The sequence below is a fragment of the Prevotella sp. kh1p2 genome (assembly GCF_900111525.1).
Lineage (GTDB): Bacteria > Bacteroidota > Bacteroidia > Bacteroidales > Bacteroidaceae > Prevotella.
This window is the reverse complement of sequence record NZ_FOHY01000002.1, coordinates 103,572-124,744: the sequence shown is the minus strand read 5'-3', so window position 1 is coordinate 124,744 and position 21,173 is coordinate 103,572. Positions and strand designations below refer to the sequence as shown.

General features: G+C 56.3%; 12 protein-coding genes. 6 read left to right on the top strand and 6 right to left on the bottom strand.

Going from position 1 to position 21,173, the window contains the following annotated elements; translation table 11 throughout:
• Positions 1-536 precede the first annotated feature (536 nt).
• The gene (locus BMW31_RS01850; RefSeq protein WP_091820395.1) at positions 537-3,443 is read left to right on the top strand and encodes a glycoside hydrolase family 2 protein; all 2,907 of its coding nucleotides are present in this window, start codon (positions 537-539) and stop codon (positions 3,441-3,443) included.
• 81 nt (positions 3,444-3,524) lie between these two features.
• On the opposite strand, the gene BMW31_RS01845 is transcribed toward BMW31_RS01850, so the two are convergent.
• Together BMW31_RS01845 and BMW31_RS01840 are read right to left on the bottom strand one after the other, a co-directional pair.
• On the bottom strand, positions 3,525-4,043 hold the full coding sequence (locus tag BMW31_RS01845; protein WP_091820393.1) for a methylated-DNA--[protein]-cysteine S-methyltransferase: 519 nt from the start codon (positions 4,041-4,043) through the stop codon (positions 3,525-3,527).
• 131 nt (positions 4,044-4,174) lie between these two features.
• Positions 4,175-6,028 (bottom strand): DEAD/DEAH box helicase, encoded by a 1,854-nt coding sequence (locus BMW31_RS01840; RefSeq protein ID WP_091820391.1) that lies wholly within the window; start codon positions 6,026-6,028, stop codon positions 4,175-4,177.
• 648 nt (positions 6,029-6,676) lie between these two features.
• Between BMW31_RS01840 and BMW31_RS01830 the strand changes: the two genes are divergently transcribed.
• From BMW31_RS01830 to BMW31_RS01815, 4 genes are all read left to right on the top strand, one after another.
• Positions 6,677-7,321 carry a leucine-rich repeat domain-containing protein gene (locus BMW31_RS01830; RefSeq protein WP_091820384.1) on the top strand — a complete coding sequence of 215 codons (645 nt, stop codon included), beginning with the start codon at positions 6,677-6,679 and terminating at the stop codon, positions 7,319-7,321.
• 54 nt (positions 7,322-7,375) lie between these two features.
• Positions 7,376-9,436, top strand: coding sequence for an RNA degradosome polyphosphate kinase (locus BMW31_RS01825; RefSeq protein WP_091820382.1), 2,061 nt, complete (start codon positions 7,376-7,378; stop codon positions 9,434-9,436).
• 152 nt (positions 9,437-9,588) lie between these two features.
• Positions 9,589-10,485, top strand: a complete 897-nt coding sequence (locus BMW31_RS01820; RefSeq protein ID WP_091820380.1) for a Ppx/GppA phosphatase family protein — start codon at positions 9,589-9,591, stop codon at positions 10,483-10,485.
• Positions 10,486-10,630: 145 nt separating this feature from the next.
• Positions 10,631-11,170: an LOG family protein gene (locus BMW31_RS01815; protein WP_091820377.1), complete on the top strand. Its 540-nt coding sequence runs from the start codon at positions 10,631-10,633 to the stop codon at positions 11,168-11,170.
• A gap of 468 nt (positions 11,171-11,638) precedes the next feature.
• Here the strand turns inward: BMW31_RS01815 and BMW31_RS01810 are convergent, their stop codons facing one another.
• The 4 genes from BMW31_RS01810 to BMW31_RS01795 form a co-directional block, all read right to left on the bottom strand.
• Positions 11,639-12,187 carry a hypothetical protein gene (locus tag BMW31_RS01810; RefSeq protein WP_091820375.1) on the bottom strand — a complete coding sequence of 183 codons (549 nt, stop codon included), beginning with the start codon at positions 12,185-12,187 and terminating at the stop codon, positions 11,639-11,641.
• Positions 12,188-12,305: 118 nt separating this feature from the next.
• Entirely contained in the window at positions 12,306-13,775 is a 1,470-nt protein-coding gene (xylE, locus tag BMW31_RS01805) for a D-xylose transporter XylE (RefSeq protein ID WP_091820371.1), read from the bottom strand.
• Positions 13,776-13,781: 6 nt separating this feature from the next.
• Entirely contained in the window at positions 13,782-15,932 is a 2,151-nt protein-coding gene (locus BMW31_RS01800; RefSeq protein WP_091820367.1) for a glycoside hydrolase family 3 C-terminal domain-containing protein, read from the bottom strand.
• 375 nt (positions 15,933-16,307) lie between these two features.
• Positions 16,308-17,939, bottom strand: a complete 1,632-nt coding sequence (locus BMW31_RS01795; protein WP_091820365.1) for a DUF6377 domain-containing protein — start codon at positions 17,937-17,939, stop codon at positions 16,308-16,310.
• Positions 17,940-18,170: 231 nt separating this feature from the next.
• On the opposite strand from BMW31_RS01795, the gene BMW31_RS01790 reads away from it, so the two are divergent.
• A complete protein-coding gene (locus BMW31_RS01790) occupies positions 18,171-21,158 on the top strand; it encodes a SusC/RagA family TonB-linked outer membrane protein (protein WP_091820362.1) in 2,988 nt (995 codons plus the stop codon).
• The last annotated feature ends 15 nt before the right edge of the window (positions 21,159-21,173 follow it).

Below are 21,173 nucleotides of genomic sequence, written 5' to 3'. Positions count from 1 at the left end.
ATCAATGGGCAAGGAGCCAACAAAACAGTTGAAAGACAAACCGGTATCCTCCCCTTTCCAAGGGGAGGCGGAGGAGGGGATGATACCCGGCAGAAAGGTAGCAAGCCGCTTACGCGTCATCCCCTCCTAACCTCCCCTTTCCAAGGGGAGGATACTCTGGCGCCTACGGGGAAGCCTACGCCAACCCTTCAAAAGCCATCCGCAGAACTACCTGAATATCAGAGAGTTTGCAAAAGCTATCCATTAAGCCTCTTGACCGATACCTTCAAGCCCCTTGAAGCACCCATTCAAGCCCCTTGAACGATAGCTCCAATCCCCCTCCCCTTCGGGGAGGGCCGGGGAGGGGTTATCCTTCAAGCCCCTTGACCGATAGCTTCAATCCCCCTCCCCTTCGGGGAGGGCCGGGGTGGGGTTATCCTTCAATCTCCCTCCTCCTCCTCATCCTGCTCTCCATGAACACCCAACACCTAACACCCATCACCCAAAAATAACTTTCAGACTTTGCCCCTTTCAAAATCATTCGCTATCTTTGCGGCATGAAGCACATCATGATTACACTCCTGGCAGGCCTCCTCGCCCTGCCCGTACACGCCAAAGAGAAGAGTTACCGCCTGCAGATGGACCTCTCGGGCAGTTGGCAGCTCACGCTTGATGCGGCCGCCTTAACCGACGCCAGGCAGCCCCGCGAGGCCATGGTCACGCTGCCCGGCACCACCGACACCAACCGGCAGGGCAACCCCTGCACCGACCGAAGCCAGACGGGGCACCTCACCCGCCTCTTCAGTTACGTGGGCAAGGCGTGGTACCGGCGCACGGTTGTCATCCCACGTGAGTGGAGCGGCAAGCGCATCTGCCTGCACATGGAGCGTACCAAGCCCTCAACGGTCTTTGTAGACGGCCGCAGCCAGGGCTCGCAGGGCAACATCTGCACGCCGCAGGTATATGACCTCACCGCGGCGCTCACGCCCGGAAGCCACGAAATCTGCATCCTCGTAGACAACTCGAGCGGCGTGCCGCGGCAGGTGTACGCCTCGTCGCACGCCTTTACCGAGGACACGCAGACCAACTGGAACGGCATCATCGGCCGCTTCTTCCTCGAGGCCGTCAACCCTGTTCACTTCACCCGCATGACCGTTAAGCCCGATGCCGCGGCCCGCAAGGCGCAGGTGCTGCTGCGTTTCGAGGGCACGCCCGGCGCCAAGGCACGCCTCCGCGTGGCCGTAACCGACCTTGCGGGGCGCGTGATGACGAGCCGCGAGTTCCGTAAAATAACCCTCGAACCCACTTCCAAGCCCGAACACTTCTTCCCACTGGAGCTGTCTTTGGGTGCCGACAGCAAGCTGTGGAGCGAGTTCTCGCCCCAGCGGTACGTCGTAAAGGCCGAAATCACGGGCGAAGATACGCTCTCCGCAACCTTCGGACTGGTAGACTTCCGGGCGCACGACCGCCACTTCTACGTGAACGGAAACCTCACCTTCCTGCGCGGCAAGCATGATGCCTGCGTGTTTCCGCAGACCGCCCACGCGCCTATGGACGTTGAAACGTGGCGCCGGTACCTGGCTACGTGCCGCCGGTACGGCATCAACCACGTGCGTTTTCACAGCTGGTGCCCGCCCGATGCGGCCTTTACAGCGGCCGATGAAATGGGCGTTTATCTGCAACCGGAGCTGCCTTTCTGGGGCGATTTCAATGCTGCCGACTCCACGCTCATGAACTTCCTGCTGCGCGAAGGCAAGCAGCTGCTCATGGCTTACGGCAATCATCCCAGCTTTGTGATGATGGCACTGGGCAATGAGCTGTGGGGCAGCGTGGAGACCATGCAGCAGTTCGTGCGCGTACTGCGTGCTTTCGACTCGCGGAAGCTCTACACCCTCGGCTCCAGTTACTACCTCGGGTTCCGGGGAGTGAGCCCTGAAATGGACTACTTCACCACCTGCCGCACGGCCGGAGAGGCCTGGGGGCAGTTCCACACGCATACGCGCGGCTCGTTCGGGTTCTGCGATGCGCTCGACGGCGGCATCATCAACCACTTCCGCCCCTCCACTTCGTGGAACTTCGAGCAGGCCTGCCTGCGTTCTTCCGTGCCCGTTATCAGCCACGAGACGGGGCAGTTCCAAACCTATCCCGACTTCGACAGCGAGATTCCTCAATATCAGGGCGTGCTCCGTCCGTATAACATGGAGGAGTTCCGCCGCCGCTTGCAGGCCGCCGGTATGGGCGACCAGGCTGCCGACTTCCACCGGGCAAGCGGCGCGTGGAGCGTGAGTTTGTACAAAGCAGATATCGAGGCCGACCTGCGCACGCGCCACATGGCGGGCTTCCACCTGCTCGACATTCAGGATTACCCGGGCCAGGGCTCGGCCTATGTGGGCATACTCGACGCCAACATGCAGTCCAAGGGGCTCGTTACTCCCGAGGAGTGGCGCCAGTGGTGCTCGCCCGTGGTGCCGCTGATGGAGGCCGACAGCTGCGTTCTTGCCACCAGCCGGCAGGCCGGACAGGCCGGCGGCAGCGGCTGGAAGGCCGGCTTCAGCATTGCCAACTACAGCGGCCGGCCGCTGCAAGGCAAGACACTAACCTGGCGGCTGGTGCTGCCCGGCGGGCAGACAGCGGCCGAGGGCAGCCTCCCGGTGCCTGCTGACAGCGTGGGACTGTTCCGTGTCGGCACCGCTGCCGCCGACCTCCGGGGCATCCGGCAGCCCACCCGCCTCACGGTAGAGGTGGCCGTCGGCGGCACGCCTTACCACAACAGCTACCCTCTGTGGGTTTATCCGGAGGCGGAAAACAAGATAACGGATTTGAAAAAAGGAATACTCATCACCTCTCATCTGACCGATGAAATGGGCAAAAAACTCGAAAACGGAGCCTCTGTATTGTGGCTCACGTCGCCTACGTCGGTACGTGAAGACAGCGTGCTCAATGCCTCGCTGCCCGTTGTTCAGGGCCTTTTCCAGACCGACTACTGGAATTACCGCATGTTCAAGACCATCTGCGAGAACAACAAAAAGCCCGTTTCACCGGGCACATTGGGCATTTTTACGCACCCGGAGCATCCGCTCTTCCGCGGTTTTCCTACCGAGGAGCACACCAACTGGCAGTGGTTCAGCATCATCAAGGGCTCCAGTCCCATGATACTTGATGTCTTCCCACGCTCCTACCGGCCCATTGTGCAGGTGATAGACAACATCGAACGCAACCACAAGTTGGGTCTTGTGTTCGAGTTCAAGGTAGGCCGGGGGCGCCTGCTGGTGTGCATGAGCAACCTGCGGCGGCAGCTGCAATATCCCGAGTCGCGGGCTTTCTACCGCTCGATGCTGCAGTACATGCACTCTGCCGACTTCCGTCCGTCGTTCTCCATCAGCTTTTCAGAGCTGAAGGCAACGCTCTCCCGGCAGGCCGCAAGTGCCGAGATAGGCGAACTGAGGAACATTTCGTACGATTAATCCGCCGTTTTCAGCCTCCTAAAACGCATGAGAGCCGAGGTTTGCCCCAGCTCTCATGCGTTTTGTTTCTTTACCTTTTGCTTATTCCCTCACCCTCTCCAGGCTCTGTTCCAGCTGCAGGAGGAAGCGCTTCTTGTCAAGTCCGCCGCCGTAGCCGCCGAGCTTCCGGTTGCTTGCTATGATGCGGTGGCAGGGAATGATGATGGAAATGGGGTTGGCACCGTTGGCATTCGCCACTGCCCGGTAGGCCGTGGGACGGCCCAGCCGCGCTGCTTCTTCGGCGTAGGAAATGGTCTCTCCGTAGCCCACAGTCTGCAAGATGCGCCACACCTGCTGCTGAAACGGCGTACCGCAGAGCTGCATCGGAATATCGAACGCGCTGCGGCGGCCGGCGAAATACTCGTCTAACTGCATGCCGGTTTGCGTAATGACGGGCGTAATACCATCGATGAAATGGGCCTGAAATGCGTTTTTCAGCCTTTTTACCGTGCGTGACTCGTGCCCCGGCAGAATGAAATCGCACATGCACAGCTTGCCCTCAAGCGAGCCTAAGCGCAGCTCGCCAACCGGCGAATGATAGATGGATGTGGTTATTTCCATTGTTTCTGGGTGTTGGGTGATGGGATTTTGGGTGATAGGTGATGGGTGTTGGGTGGTAATGGTGTGACCTTTTGGGTGATGGGTGTTAGGTGTTGGGTGGTAAATGGATACCTGATGAAGGTGCTGCCGGCCTACTTTTTCTTCGGTCGGCGGCGTGCCCAGCCCTCTTCATTGAAGTCAGGTTCCTCGCCTTTGAGCTTGAACGAGTTGCCTTTTATGAGCTCCCGCCAGTCGCCGTTGTCCTCTGTACGGAACTTGCGGGGCGTGCGCGGCTTGGCGTCGCGGCTGCGCGAACGGCTCTCGCTGCGGTCGCCACGGGTGCGGGGGCCGTGCCCCTGCTCGTCGGCATCGTTGCAACGAACCTCCCGACCCTTGTAAACGGTGCCGTTGAGGCCGCGCATCACCTTGGCCGCATCTTGCTCCGGCACCTCTATATATGAGAACTTCTGCAGCAGATCGATATGTCCCACCTCCTGGCGGCCATGAACATGGGCGTTGATGAACTGCATCACCTCGCCCGGATAGAAGCCGTCGGCCTTGCCCAGATTGATGAAGAGGCGCTTGTAGCCTGTTTCGGCCTCGTGCTTGCGGCGCCCGGACGATACCTTTCCGTGGTTTCGGCCCTCGCCGCGGTCGTCTCCGCGCTTGCGGGTCGATGTAGGTTTCTCTATGGCCGGCGCGTTCTTGTAGTATTCAAGGAAGCGACCGAAGGTGATGGTTACCATCTTCTTGATGATGTCTTCTTTGTCTATGTACTCAAACTGGCGGTTGATGTCGCCCATGTAGGGGGCAATCTGCTCCTCGTCGACGTCGGTTTTCATGATGTCATCCATGACTTTGAAGAGTTGCTTCTTGCATATTTCCTCGGGAGAGGGCAGCTCTCCGTCCACAAACTCCTTGCCGATGACCTTCTCTATGGCCTTTATCTTGAACTTCTCGCGTGTGTGAACGATGGAGATGGAGGTGCCTTTCTTGCCCGCCCGGCCCGTTCGGCCGCTGCGGTGGGTGTAGCTTTCGATGTCGTCGGGCAGTCCGTAGTTGATGACATGCGTCAGGTCGTCAACGTCCAGTCCGCGAGCAGCCACGTCGGTGGCCACGAGCAGCTGCACCGTATGCTGCCTGAACTTCTGCATGGTGAGGTCTCGCTGCTGCTGCGAGAGGTCTCCGTGCAGCGACTCGGCATTGTAGCCGTCGCGTATGAGCTTGTCGGCAATCTCCTGCGTTTCCAGCTTCGTGCGGCAGAAGATGATGGCGAAGATGCGCGGATAGAAGTCAACAATGCGCTTCAGTGCCAGATACTTGTCCTTGCTGTGCACCATGTAGTAAACGTGGTTCACGAATTCGGCGCCCTCGTTGCGGCTGCCCACCACTATTTCCTTATAGTCATGGAGGTAGTTCTTGGCTATTCTTTCAATCTCCTTGCTCATGGTTGCGGAGAAGAGCAGCGTGTTGCGGTCGGCCGGAACGCCCTCAAAGATGGCGTTGATGCTCTCGGAGAAGCCCATGTTGAGCATCTCGTCGGCCTCGTCGAGCACCACGTTGCGCACGGCGTCGAGCTTGGCAACGCCGCGTTTCATGAGGTCGATGAGGCGCCCCGGCGTGGCCACGATAATCTGAACGCCGTGGCGGAGCTGGCGTATCTGCGTCTCGATGGAGGTTCCGCCATAGACCGGAACCACGTGCAGGCCGTCGATGTACTTGGAAAAGGCATTGAGGTCGTCGGCTATCTGCAGGCAGAGCTCGCGCGTAGGCGACAGGATGAGCGCCTGCGTTTCCCTGCTCTGCGGGTCTACTTTCTGCAAAACGGGAATGCCGTAGGCAGCCGTCTTGCCCGTGCCGGTCTGTGCCAGCGCGATAACATCGTTGCCCTCGCCGAGCAGATAGGGTATAACTTCTTCCTGGACCGGCATGGGATGCTCGAATCCTAACTCACTGATGGCCTTTCTGATGTGCTCAGAAACGCCCAATTCTTCGAATGTTTTCAATGTTGTTGATGTTTAATTGTCCTGTAAAAAAGGGACAGCCAACCACCAACAAGAACCCACATAGCACGCGATAGTTCCTCTTTAGCGGAGGAACCAATGAGGTGGTTCGTTCCCTTTGTACGGCTGCAAAGTTACGTAAAATATTTGGAAATCAGCGCCTTTGTGGCCTTTATTATCGTTTGTTTACACAAAAAAGCCGCTGCGTGGCGGCCGGCGTGCGCACGTTCTGTAAGCAAAAGGCAGGCTGCCCGGTGGCGGCATGCCCCGGAAGGGAACCTTACAGGCACGTTTGTTGCCGGCAGGAAACTCGCGAACGAATGATTTCTGTAACCGCATGTGTATCAGCTACTTTCGTCCGTCCGCATCTCCTGCGTTCTTGGAGCTATCGTTCAAGGGCCTTGAAGGTATGGGTCAAGGCCGCTGAAGCATACCTTCAAGGCCCTTGAACGATAGCTCCGCCATAGCGGCTGCAAACATGCAGACTTTACGGAACGCCGGATTGGCTGACCACGCGCGGGCCTCCGCATGCGGTTTTGCAGAGGTCTGGCCATGTTGGTTGTAACCGTATTTTAACAATAACGTAATATGTAAGTTTGCCCTGATATAGATATTTCTGCCTAACTTTACACAAATTATTTGAGTCATTATATGAAAGAGAATAAGAAGAAGATGCTGGACAAAATCAGCAAACTGTTGAAGAAGAACTCCGGTTTTGAGAGTAAAGTGCTCACATTGGCCTTGCAGAAGCTGGACGAGGGCGACTATGTGCTCGAAGGTCATTTCGTTTATACAGCCAATCTGAAACGGCTGGTGTACGTGCTGGGCGACAAGGCTTCGCTTGCCATTCCCGAAGGAGTGGAAGAAATAGGCGACCGGGCGGTCATGGGGAAGAAGAGTCTGACCGCGCTCACGCTGCCCAAGACGCTTAAGAAAATAGGACGCGACGCCTTCAGCGACTGTGATGCCCTTGCCAGCGTGGTGGTTCCGGCTTCTGTGGAGCACATTGAGGCCTATGCCTTTTCCGATTGCGACAGCCTGAAGAGCGTCTACTTTGAGGATGTACCTAAGGAGCTGAGCCGCAAGGCCTTTGCCGAATGCGAGAACTTGCAGGTGTTCTCCGTTCCCGCCGACGGAGTGAAGGCAATCCGCAAGGCCCTGCACGTGAACGAAGATGACTTGGAGTTCATGGTAGATGGCCGCAAAGACGAGCCCAAGCCCGCTGCTCCCGCCAAGAAGGAGGCCGCAGCACCGGCCAAGAAAGAGGCTGCCGCGCCTGCCAAGAAAGCCAAATAAGGGCGCTGCTGCAAAGGACCTCTCGTTCTCCTACTTACTTTCCATCCTCCGTTTATGACTAAAAAGAAATTGACGAAAGCGATGTATGTCGACCGTGATGTCAGCTGGATGTACTTCAATCACCGCATTCTGCAGGAATCACGCAAAGAATATGTCCCGCTGCTCGAGCGTATCTCGTTCCTCGGTATCTACTCCAACAACCTCGATGAGTTCTTTCGCGTCCGCGTGGCCTCGCTCAACCGCATCCTTGAGAGTGACGACGCGACGCCCAAGATGCGGCAGGAAGTGAAGAAAGCGCTGAAAACCATCACCAAACTTAACGAGCAGTACAGCCATGAGTATTCAGAGGCAACGCAGCAGGTGATGCGCGAACTGGAACTCCACAACATCAGGCTGCTCAACGACAAGCAACTGAACGGGGAGCAGCAGGCCTGGCTTCGCGACTTCTACTACGACAGGCTTAACGGCGATACCAACCCGATATGGGTCAGTGAGATGAAGGACTTCAGCGTATTGGAGGACAACCGCATCTATCTACTCGTAGAAATGACGGAGAAGGATGCCAAGAAACCCAAGTATGCCATTATCAAGGTGCCCGACAAAAACCATGGTCGCTTTGTCAAGATACCACGCTCCGAGGGCTTCGACAACCTGATGTATCTCGACGATGTCATCCGGTTTTGCCTGCCGCTCATATTCAGCGGGTTCAAGAAAAGCACCTACCGCGCCTACAGCTTCAAGTTTACCAAGGACGCGGAAATGGAGGTCGACAACGATGCCGACTACAGCACGATGGAGCGCATAGCCCATGGAGTGAGCAGCCGGAAGAGAGGCGAGCCCATCCGGGTGGTTTATGACCGCAGTATGCCGCGTGACATGCAGAAGAAGGTGATGCAGAAACTCAAGATTCGGGATAACGACACAACGCTCGGAAGCGAATGTTACCAGAACCATAAAGACCTCATGAACTTCCCTGACTGCGGCCACTTGGAGCTGCGTTATCCGCAATGGAAGCAGGTGATGAAACCGGAATTCCTCTCTTCTCGGAGCCTGCTTGACCTCATTCGAGAAAAAGACCGCTTCATCCATGTTCCCTATCACAGCTTCAACGGTTACATCCGGTTGCTCCGGGAGGCGGCTCTGAAACCCGAAGTGAAGGAAATCAAGACCACGCTCTATAGGTTGGCCAAGGATTCCAAGGTGGTGGAAGCCCTCATCTGCGCAGCTCGCAACGGGAAGAAGGTAACTGCCGTGGTTGAACTTCTTGCCCGTTTCGACGAAGAAAGCAACATCATGTGGAGCAAACGGATGCAGGAAGAAGGCATCAACGTGGTCTTCGGCGTCGAAGGACTTAAGATTCACTCCAAGCTACTCTACATTAAAGACAAGAAAGGAAGCGTGGCCTGCGTGGGTACAGGTAACTTCCACGAGAGCAATGCCAAGGTTTATACCGACTATCTGATGATGACGGCGCGCCCATCCATCGTTACCGAGGTGGCAAAAGTGTTCCAGTTCATCGAGCGACCGTTCCAACAGGTGCGCTTCAACCAGCTGCTCGTCTCGCCAAACTCCATGAAGCGGCGCATTCTCCGTATGCTCGACATTGAGATAAAGAACGCTAAAGAGGGCAAGGAGGCATGGTTGAAGATGAAGATTAACCACATCACAGACTATGAAATGGTAGCTAAACTCTACGAAGCCTCGCAGGCCGGCGTGACTGTTGACATCCTCCTGCGCGGCAACTGCTCGCTTGTTCCGGGCGTGCCCGGACTCTCCGACAACATCCGGGCTGTGGGTATCATCGACCGTTATTTAGAACACAGCCGGATACTGATATTCTGCAACGGCGGCCGGAACAAGTATTACCTCGGTTCGGCCGACTGGATGCCGCGCAATCTGCTTAGTCGCATCGAGGTGATGACCCCGGTCTACGATGATGAACTCAAGGCCGATTTGATGAATACGGTCGAGACGGGGCTCGCCGACACCACCAACGGCCGCATCATTGACGGCAACGGCGGCAACCAACTGCAGGAAGGAGAGCCCCTGAGAAGCCAGGCCGAGCTCTACGAATATTACGCCAATCAGTATCCTGCAACGGCTCCAACGGAGTAGCGGCCGTCTTGGCAGGCCCCTCCTTCAGTGGGCCAGCCGGGAGAAAGACCACTCCATTCGTTCCAAATTCTAAGAAACAATAATCGCCCGAACCCCCGGCCGCCTCTCCGAAAGGATGGAACTGAAAGCCGGAAGGATAGGGTTTCAGTAAGATGAAGAAGACACTGGCATCCATTGACATCGGCTCTAACGGAGCCCGATTGCTGATCAAGAAGTTTGATGATGAGGCTGTAGGCCTCCAACGTGTAAAGAAACTCATGTTCATCCGCATCCCCCTGCGCCTTGGTAAAGACGTTTTCTCTTTGGGAAAAGTGTCAAAAGAGCGCGAAGAGATGATGATGCGCATGATGAAAGGCTACAAGCAGTTTATGAAACTCTACCAGGTAGACGCCTACAGGGCCTGCGCCACGGCCGCCATGCGCGATGCCGACAACGGAATGGACATCCTTCAAAAGATTCAGAAGCGCACCGGCATAGAGCTCGAGATTATCAAAGGGGCCGACGAAGCGCTCCTTTTGGTGAACAATCTGGTAGAAAAAACCGACTCGAACGAGGGCAACTTCGCCTATGTTGATGTGGGTGGCGGCTCTACGGAGGTATCACTTATCCATGACGGATATCTGGTCGACAGCCATTCCTACAACATCGGAACGCTTCGCCTGCTGTCAGAGAAAGTGAAACCCGAGGCATGGAAAGAGATGGAAGCCGACCTGCAGGGCTATGCCGGCAGCTATTCCGACATCCGCATCATTGGTTCAGGCGGCAACATCAACAAGTACTACAACCTTGCCAAGGAGCAAGACGCCAAAAAACGGATATCAGTGGCCGAGCTGCAGCGCCTTTATGCAGAGCTGAAGCCCATGACCATCAACGAACGCATGGAGGCTTATGGTCTCAAAGACGACCGAGCTGACGTCATCGTGCCCGCAGGCAAGATATTCCTCGATGTGGCCAAACAACTCAATTGCAGCGAGATACTCGTGCCAAACATCTCCTTGGCCGACTCTATCGTCGATGGTCTCTACCGCCAACTGCGTGACAGCGGCTGACCGTTCACCCCACTTAACAAGCCCGTAGCTGCTGACGGGCGCCGGCCAGTCAATGCCCAGATACCCGCGGAGCCATCATCCTGAATCTGTAAAAAGATGCCCTTTTCGCTTTGCGGTCAGCATTTTTTGTGCTAACTTTGCCCAAATGAAAATAGCAGTATATTGTTCGGCCAACAACAACATTGACCCCGACTTCTTCAAAGAGACGCAAGCACTGGGGCACTGGATAGCCCGCAACGGCTACGATCTGGTTTTCGGAGGCACCAACACCGGGCTGATGGATTGCATCGGCAAGGCCGTTAAGGAAGCCGGAGGGCGCACCATAGGCGTGGTTCCGCAGATAATAGAGAAGGGCGGACGCACCTTCGGCGACCTGGATGTTGACATTCCGTGCGACAACCTGAGCGACCGAAAGGAGCTGATGACGGCCCAGAGCGACGTGGCCATCGCCCTGCCGGGCGGCATCGGCACGCTCGACGAGGTGTTCTCTACCGCCTCCTCGGCCACCATCGGCTACCACAACGAGCGCGTCATCATGTATAACATGAAGGGATTCTGGAACTCCCTGCGCTCTCTCATGGACGACCTGCAGGCGCGCAACATGATTCGCGGCGACTACAAGCAGCATATCGAGTTTGCCGACAGCCTCGACGACATTGCCGGCATCATCGGAGGAATGATTTAATCACTCCGTCCCCATCGTCTTCTAAACCTTTTCCCGCCGTCCTGCAAGGTGCCTGACGCATCCTTGCAGCTATGCTTTTGCAACTTTCGACAGGTGTCGCACGATTGTGTGACAGGTGTCGAAAGACCGTGCGACAAGTGTCGAAAGTTCCCGGAGTTGGCATTCAGCCCTTTCTTTTTTGATTTTTAGGATGGTTGATTGGCTGATTTAATCAGCCCGCTGCCCACATATCATCCCCTCCTCCGCCTCCCCTTGGAAAGGGGAGGGTACCGTTTTGACTTGCTGCTATGGCTTACCACACATTATTTATATATGGAGCGTGAAGGCGCCAGGGTATCCTCCCCTTGGAAAGGGGAGGTTGTGAGGGGATGATTTTGCAAGGAACAGAAGCCCGAAGGCAACCGGCAGGCGGCCTTCGGGTAAGGGAGCAAAAGCATGGGTGCATGGCCCGTGGCAGGCAAGAGGGGCTTACACGCGGCCGTATAATAAATAGGAGAGAAGGACGAGCAGGGCGATGATGGCCGCTGCCCCCAGCAACAGCGAGAGGTAAAGGGTGTTGCGGTCGGCCTTGTCAGCCTGCCTGTCAAAGAGCGGAGTGCCGCTCCAGCTGTCTATCTCGTCCATCAGGCGGCGGTCGGAGCAGCGGTACAGTCCCATGTCCGTTTGCAAGCAGCCGTGCTTCTTCAAAGTAACGGTCAGCTTTTTGTGCGCCGATGTGCGGACGCCTGATGCCGAGAGCTCCCGCCGGTAGGTGCAGGAGGCAATCTCGTTCCACCTTACTTTTCGTTTCCATTCAGCCACTTCGATGCCTTCGTTGTCCAGAACAAGATAGTCCTTGCTGCCCGTCAGATACGGCAGAATGGTGAAGAAGGCTATTCCCGCGGCTATCAACGCGCACGTAATCCAGCCGTTGGCGGTGTTGCGGCAGCACAGCGTGAAGGCTGCCAACAGCAGGATGGCCGCAGAACCGATGTAAAGTGTTGTGTAGCTTTGGCCTATGTAGAGTTGGTTTTTCATGCTACAAGGGAATAAAAGGTGTCGGTAAGCGGGGCCGCAGGCCGGCAAACGGGCAGCGCAAGCGAAGCGGGAGGGCGGCTGATGCTGCTTCCGCTTCGCCTGCCTGGTAAGCAGCGGTTTACTTTCTCCACAGTTTGTTCATGTCTTCCAGCGTCTTTCCCTTGGTCTCGGGCACCAGTTTCCACACGAAGAGGGCGGCCAGCACGCAGATTGTTCCGTAGAGGCCGTAGGTGAACCAGTGGCCGAAGTGGTCGCCCTGGGTAAGGTGCATGTTGAACATCGGTACGAAGGAAGAGCTCACAATCCAGTTGAATATCCACTGGAAAGCCACCGCCACGGCCACTGCCTTGCCCCGGATGGTGTTCGGAAAGATTTCGGAAATGAGCACCCAGCATATCGGTCCCCACGACATCATGAAGCTGGCAGAGTACAACATGATAGCTACCATGGTTACGAGTTGGAACTCCGGGCTGCCGAAAGTCAGCGCCACGAGGAACGCACCCACTGCCATGCCGATGCTGCCGGTAATGAGCAGGGGCTTGCGACCCCACTTCTCGACCGTGAAAATGGCAATAAGGGTGAACGAAAGGTTGATTACGCCCATGATTACTGTTTGCACCATAGGGTTATCCATGCCCATGTCGCCGAAGATGCGGGGCGCATAGTAGAGCACAGCATTGATGCCGATGGCCTGCTGGAACACGCTCAGCATGATGCCGATGAAGATGCACAGGAAGCCGTAGGAGAAGAGTTTCTCCGTCTTCTCGGTAACGGTGTTGCGTATGTCGCTGATGATTGCGGCCGCCGCACTGCTGCCGTTGATGCGCGTGAGCACGTGCAGGGCCTTGTCGTCCTGGCCCACCATGACGAGGTAACGCGGCGTTTCGGGCACAAAGCAGATAAGAATGGCGAACAGTCCGGCCGGTACCATCTCGCTGCCGAACATGTAGCGCCAGCCCGTAGCGGTGGTCCAGGCGGCTGCGTCGGGGTTCAGTATCTGGTTGGCGCCGTTCACCATGTCGATAACAGGATTGGCATGGCTGCCCAGGATGAGGAAGTTGACGAAGTAAACCACCAGCTGGCCGCCGATAATGGCAAACTGGTTCCAGCTTACGAGCATGCCGCGGATGTTGCTGGGTGCCACCTCGCCAATGTACATGGGGCAGATGGCAGAGGCCAGACCCACGCCGATACCGCCGATGACGCGGTAGATGTTGAAGGCGATGAGCAGCGAGTAAGTGGGCTGACCCTTGGGAAAGAGGCCGAAACTCTCGGGCATCATGGAGCCCCAGGCGGAGATGAAGAAGAGCAATCCGGCCAGGATAAGCGACCGCTTGCGGCCTAAGTTGGTGGCCAGAAAGCCCGAAACGGCCGAGCCGATGACGCATCCCACGAGGGCGGAGGCGCAGGTAAAGCCGTGCCAACCATTGGTGTAGGTAAAGTCCTTGGCGCCCATGAAGAACGCCTGCAGGCCCTTTTCGGCCCCTGAAATTACGGCCGTGTCGTAGCCGAAGAGCAAGCCGCCGAGCACGGCGACCAGCACGATAGAGAAAAGGTAGGCTCTGCTACCCGTTTGATTTTGGTTCATGAGGTGTTATTTGATAGTTACGTTGATGCTTTGCAGGTTGCTCTCGGCGCTCGAGGAGCCTACCATGACGGTGTATTTGCCGCTCACCACGCGCATGGTGTTGGTCGTTTCGTCCCATGTCTCGAAGCGTTCACGCGGCATGGCGATGGTTACCGTCTTGGTTTCTCCGGCCTTGAGGCTCACCCGGGCGAAGCCGCGCAGGCTCTTGATGGGGCCCTGCCGGTCGGCCGGTCGGCGGATGTAAACCTGCACAATCTCGTCGCCGGCGCGCCGGCCGGTATTGGTTACGGCAACCGTTACGGTGCCTTGGGCGTACCGGGGCTGGCCGTAGGCGAAGGTGGTGTAGCTGAGTCCGAAGCCGAAAGGATACAAGGGCCGCCCGCTGAAGTAGCGGTACGTGCGCCCGCGCATGCTGTAATCGCTGAAGTCGGGCAGCTGGCTGGCGTCGCGGTAGAACGTTACGGGTAGCTTGCCGCTGGGGTTACAGTCGCCAAAGAGCACCTCGGCCACGGCCTGCCCGCCCTTTTCGCCCGGGTACCAGGCCTGCAGGATGGCGTCGGCATGCTCGCTCTCGGGCACCAGACCTATGGCCGAGCCCGAGCAGTTCACGTAAACAACCTTCTTGCCGGCCTCGTGCAGCGCCTTGATGACGGCCCGCTGGGTGGCCGGAAGCTCGATGTCGGTGCGGTCGCCGCCCCGGAAGCCATCCACGCTTACGGGCATTTCCTCGCCCTCAAGCCGCGGAGAGATGCCGCCAACGAAGATAACCACGTCGGCATCCTGCACCTGCGCCGTGATGGCAGCAGGCTCCTGCGGCCCCGTGAGGGGGCAGGCAACGAACCTGACGTTGTTGCTCTGGCTCCGGATGCCGTCGAGTATGGTTACCGTGTGCCGCGGAAAGCCGTTGTAGTTGCCCCACTGCATGGTGGAATCCACTGCGTTGTCGCCCACCACGGCTATGCGCAGGCCGGCGTTCTTGGGCAGAGGCAGGATGCCGCCACGGTTCTGCAGCAGCGTAACAGACTCCCTTGCCATCTGCAAGGCCAGTCCGCGGTGCTCGTCGCTGGCTATGCAGCTGGCCGGAATACGCGTCCAGGAGACGAGCGAGTCGGGGTCAAAGTCGCCCAGTTCGAAGCGTGCCTGCAGCAGTCGTTTTAAGCTCGTGTCCATCTGCTTCTCGCTTACGAGCCCCGCCCTCACGGCATCGGGCAGCTTGGCATATACGTTGCCGCACTCTACATCGGTGCCTACGGCCACTGCCTTGGCCGATGCCTGCTCGGGCGTTTTCACGTATTCGTGGCGTCCCGGCTCCCAGAAGTCGCTTATGGCGCCGCAGTCGCTCGTCACGAGTCCGCCGAAGTGCCACTCCTCTCGCAGTATCTGCTGCAGCAGCTTGTTGCTTCCGCAGCAGGGCTGGCCCTCGAAACGCTGGTATGCACACATCACCTCGGCCACGTGGGCGTCCTCAACAAGCGACTTGAAGGCCGGCAGATAGGTTTCGTAAAGGTCGCGCGGCGAGAGCGACTCTATGTCCATCTGGTGGCGGCTCCACTCGGGGCCGCTGTGTACGGCAAAGTGTTTGGCGCATGCCAGCAGCTTGCGGTAGCGCGAACCGGGCAGGGCGCGGCCGCGGGAGTCCTGCCCCTGCAGGCCGTTGACTACGGCCCGGCCCATTACGGCGGTAAGATAGGGGTCCTCGCCGTAGGTTTCCTGTCCGCGCCCCCATCGCGGATCGCGGAAGATGTTGATGTTAGGCGTCCAGAAGGAGAGGCCGCGGTACTGCTCCAGCCGGCCGTTGCGGCGGGCCAGGGTGTTCTTGGCGCGGGCCTCGTCGCTTACGGCCGTGAAGACGCGCAGCAGCAGGTCATCGTCCCACGAGGCTGCCATGCCCATGGTGATGGGGAACACCGTGGCCGTGCCATTGCGCCCCACGCCGTGCAGGGCCTCGTTCCACCACTCGAAGCGGGGAATGCCCAGGCGCCCGATGGCGGGCGAGTTGTTCTGCATGAGGCTTGCCTTCTCCTCCAGGGTAAGGCGCTTGCAGAGGTCTTCGGCTCGCTGCGAGGCCGGCAGGTTGGGGTCTTGGAACGGGTACTGCTGGGCCTGTACGGAGGCCGAGAGCAGCAATGCGGAAAGCAGAATCTGCAGTTTTTTCATGTCGTAGCGTGTTGAATTCAGGTTGGTAGAATATGTGCGGCCATGTAAAGCCGATGCAAATATACATATTTTATTTAACAACGAGGCTTCTTCCGTTCATAAATTGAGCGCCTGCAGGGGCGGGGGAGCCCTCTTGCGGCCGGTTTCCGCGCACCCGGCACAGCGCCTCTGGCGGCGGTGCTTGTAACTACCTGCACTGCAACAACTTACGGGCAGCGTTGCCGGAGGTGTCCTTCAAGGCGCCTGAATGCCCTCTTCAAGCGCCTTGAAGGATAGGTTCGGGCGCCTTGAAAGGGGCATGTTGCAATTGCGCTGGGTAGGTTCACCCTCGCCCGCGGCATGCAGGGAGGGCTCCGGACGCGAGTTGCAGGCGGCTCAACTCTTGATGACGGTGCAGAGCTTGAGCACGTCGTGCTCGAACGAGTCGCGGTTAATGGCCTTGTTCTTCATGGCCGAACGGTAGTTGTAGATGGTCTGCGGCGAGTAGAAAAGCAGCCCCGCAATCTCCGAACTCTCCCTGACGCCGAGGCGGATGAGGGCGAAAATGCGCAGTTCTGTAGTCATGGCGTGGTGGCGGTCAACCTCAATGCGGGCCTCGGGGCGCAGCAGTTGGTTGAATTCTGTTATGAAAGTAGGGTACAGATCGAGGAAAGCCTTGTCGAAACGGTTGAGGAACGTGGCCGCATCTTCTTCCGAGAGGCGCGACGAAGATATCTGGCTGAGCAGCTCGTTCACCTGGTTGGCCTTGATTTTGCGCTTCACCAAGGTCTGGTAACGGCTCAGTCGGTCGATGTACTTGGCGCAGAGGTCGATGTAGAGTTTGGCCAGTCCCTCGCGCTTCTCGTTGGTTTCGATGAGCTGGCGGTTGAGTTCCTTGAGCCTGCCGTTGAGGCCCACCAGCTGCTCATTGGTCATGGCGAGGGCCTTGCGGCTGAAGGTGAGGAGGCTGTTCTGCCTGAATATCCAGTATAAAGCAGCCACCATGGCCAGTGCCAGGACGGAGATGAAGATGAGGGAGTAGCGCATGCGGTCGTTCTGTTGCTTCACCTTGGCCTGGTAAGTGGACACGATGACGGGCAGTTTCTGCGATATCTCGAGGATGCGCAGGCGGCTGTTGTAGAACTTGGCATCGTTCATCGAGATGCTGATGTAACGCTCCGCCCGCTCCACATTGTCGGGATCCTGCTCAAAGAGGTACACGGCAAGGTTCTGCAAGGCCAGGTACTGCTTGGTTGAATGTTCCGCATCGCTGATGCAGGCCATGATGAGATACTTCTCGAAGTCCTGCTCGTTTTCCTGTATCCGGTAGAGGTCGGAGAGCGCAAAGCATGTCATGGCATAGAAATGGGAGTCGGGTTTCATCTTTGCCAGTGCCTTTTGGTAGTAGGAAATGGATGCAGCGGGGTCGCTCTTCACGTAGTTGCAGTACTCGCCCATGTAGTATTCGTAGCCTTCTCTTTGGGGTGAGAGGTAGCGAATGCCCTTAACCAGGTAGTATTTGGCGGCATCACGGTACTGCGGACTGTAGAAGTTGTCGTTGCAGTACTCTGCCCAGAAGTTGTAAAGGCGGAAACAGGTGAAGTAATAGTCGAACAGCAGGCGGCTGTCTATGGAGCTCTCGCGGATGCGCTCCACCGTTTTTACGGCCTCGCTGTACAGTCCTCCGCTCGAAAGCAGGTCGGCTTTGAGGATGATGTTCAGGTCGGTGTAGTAGTTGTCGTTCACTTCCGAGGCCAGCTGCAGGCCCTTGTCGACGTAGGCCATGGCAGAGTCGAACTGGAAAACGCTGTACTGCTTGTATATTTCATGGTATATCTGCAGCTTGAGACGGGGGTTGGTTTCCTGGCCGATGTGCTGTTTACGGTACTCTATTCGTTCCCTTTTCACCGAATCTATGTGCTGCTGCATCTGCAGAACGCTGTCTAATCGGTCCAGCATACCAATGTTGTCGGCATGCAGGGGAACCGTCAGAGCGAAGCATATGCAGAAAAGAAAAAACTTGTTCATAACCTTTCTCATCTTTGCTTGCCGCAAAGATAAATAAAAAAGACCAAATAATAGTTATCTACTTTTGTTTTTTGCGAAAGTAGCCTGACAGGCCCATTCCTGCTGCATTTATCGGTATTTTCGTTTATAAATAATCTACCTGACATATACTTATATGAATAAGGAGACGAATTAAAGGCTAAATTTATCGCCAAAAGTAAAAACCAATTCTATTATTAACTTAATAAAAAGATGATGAAAAACATTTTCACAAGGAGATTACTGTTCCTTTTGGCGGGTTTCCTGTTTGCAACGGCCTCGTTTGCGCAGTCTACGGTCAAAGGTACTGTAACCGATGAAACAGGAGAACCTGTAATTGGCGCCACCGTTAAGATTAAAGGTGGCAAGGTTGGTGGTGTTACCGACATGGACGGAAACTTCACTGTGAGCTGCGACCCGCAGGCTACACTGGAAGTCTCTTATGTGGGTTATCTGACCCAGGATGTTGCTGTAGAAGGCCGCACACAGATAGACATCAGGCTGCGTGAAGACAGGCAGTCGCTCGACGAGGTTATCGTAGTGGGCTATGCCGTGGGCAGCAAGCATACTGTTTCAGGTGCCATAGACCGCGTAAAGAAAGAAGACATGAACAAGGGCGTTGTGACCAGCCCGTCGGATGCCCTGAAAGGCAAGGTTGCCGGCGTGGTTATCAGCCAGTCGGGCGGAGACCCGATGGCCACGACGCATGTTCGTGTGAGGGGAACTTCTTCGCTCTCGGGCGGTAACGACCCGCTGATTATCATCGACGGTGTATTCGCCGACATGACCATGTTTAACTCTCTGGCCCCTGACGACATTGAGAGCATGACCATACTCAAGGATGCTTCCGAGACGGCTCAGTACGGTTCGCGCGGTGCATCGGGCGTTATCGTGGTGACAACTGCCAAAGGCAAGAACGGCTATACAAGCCTGAGCTACAGCGGACAGTTCGGTGTGAACACGGTGTTCAAGAACTTGGACATGATGGGAGCTGGCGAATACCGCTCTGCGGCCAAGAACTTAGGACTCACGTTTACCGACATGGGCGGCAATACCAACTTCCTCAAGGAGGTGGAACGCAATACTGGACTGACGCAGAACCATAACATCGCCTTCTCGTCAGGTTCCGAGAACTCCACCCTGCGCGCCTCTTTGGGCTTCATACTCCGGCAAGGTGCGCTCAAGAACTCTGACATGAAGAACTACACGGTGAAGCTGGACGCCACGCAGTTCGCCTTCGACAAGCATCTGAAACTGGAGCTCGGCGTCTTCGGTTCAGAGCGTGACGGCAACATACAGTACGACATGCACCGCATGTTTTATTCGGCCGCAGCCTATAATCCCACCTATCCCAACGTGAGAAACGATAAAGGCATCTGGGACGAAGACCTGCTGGCAAACGAAATCTACAATCCTCTGGGCCTGCTGGACATTGATGATTACTACAAGGATGCCATGATTAACGTGCATGGTAAGGCCACATGGACCATCATCGACGGCCTGTCGCTGAGTGCGTTCGGCTCTTATTCCTATTGGAACCGCGACAACAAGTTCTACATTCCCAATGATATCCGCATGGGAGAGGTGAACGGCAACGGCTGGGCTTATATTGCCGGAACCAACCGCAAGGACTATATGGGCAACGTGCAGCTGAACTATTCCAAGGATTTCGGCAAGCATCACATCGATGCCTTGGCACTGATTGAAGGCCAGAAATATACCAAGGACTGGCACTCTACACAGGTTCACGGGTTTGAGACCAACTATTTTAAATACCATAACCTCAAGGCCGGAGCCAACGTAGCATGGGGAGATAACCAATCGGAGTACACGGAATACACGCTGAGTTCATACATGGGCCGCGTTAATTACATGTATGCCGACAGGTACATTGCAACGGTCAACGTGCGTACCGACGGCAGTTCAAAGCTCGGCAGCGGCCAGAAATGGGGCTGGTTCCCATCGGCTTCGGTGGCTTGGATTATGAGTAATGAACCTTGGATGAAGCGAATCAAGCAGATAGACAACTTCAAGATCAGGGCCGGATATGGCGTTACGGGTAATCAGGACGCCATTAACCCCTACACGTCGCTGGCTTTGATGGAGCCTAACGGTGTGACAAATGTCAACGGAAAGAATACAACGACGTTTGCCGTGACCTCGAACAGCAACCCCGACTTGAAGTGGGAGGTGAAGAAAACCTTTGATGCAGGCTTCGACCTGTCGATGTTCGACCAGCGTCTGAATGTCACTTTCGACTGGTACACCTCAACAACCAGCGATATGCTCTACACCTACACGGTTCCTGTTCCACCGTTTACTTACGACCGCTTGCTGGCTAACATGGGCGAAATGAGCAATACAGGATTTGAATTGGCCATAAGGGGCGACATCGTTCGCAACCAGAACTTCACCTTCAACTCCGGAGTGAACTTCTCGTACCAGAAGAACAAGCTTAAAAACCTGAGCGGAACGTACAAGGGACAGGAGCTAACAACGAGCAAGCACATTGCCGTTTCCAATGTGGGAGCAGCCGGTCTGACCCAGAATACGGGCGTTTCGTACCTGATAGAAGGGCAACCCATCGGCGTGTTTTACCTGCCTCACTGCACGGGTATAGGTGAGAACGGGCAGTATCAGCTTGCTGATCTCGACGAAAGCGGTACCGTTGACACCGGCGACAGTGGCGACCGCCAGGTTTGCGGACAGTCAATTCCAAAGTTCTACCTTGGCTGGGACCTCAATTTCAAGTACAAGAACTGGGATTTGACCATGCAGTTTAACGGCGCGTTTGGCCATAAGATTTACAATGCAACGGCCATGACGTACAGCAACATGAGCAACTTCCCGACCTACAACCTGCTCAGCGGCGCCGAAAACCTGAACAACGGCAAGGGCATTCACGACATTCAGATATCTGATTACTGGCTTGAGAAAGGCGATTACATGAACTTCGAGTATGCTTCTCTCGGCTATACATTCACCAAGGAAGCCCTGAAATGCAAGTGGATTAACAATATCCGGCTGGCTTTCTCGGTGAATAACGTCTGCACGCTGACAAGCTACAACGGCCTTACGCCCATGATTAACTCGGCCAACTTGATGAAACCCAACGGCGATTCGGACAACATCGGCCTGGATGACAAGAACATCTATCCGCTCTGCCGCACCTACACTCTGTCGTTATCCGTTAATTTCTAATTTCAAACCAATCTG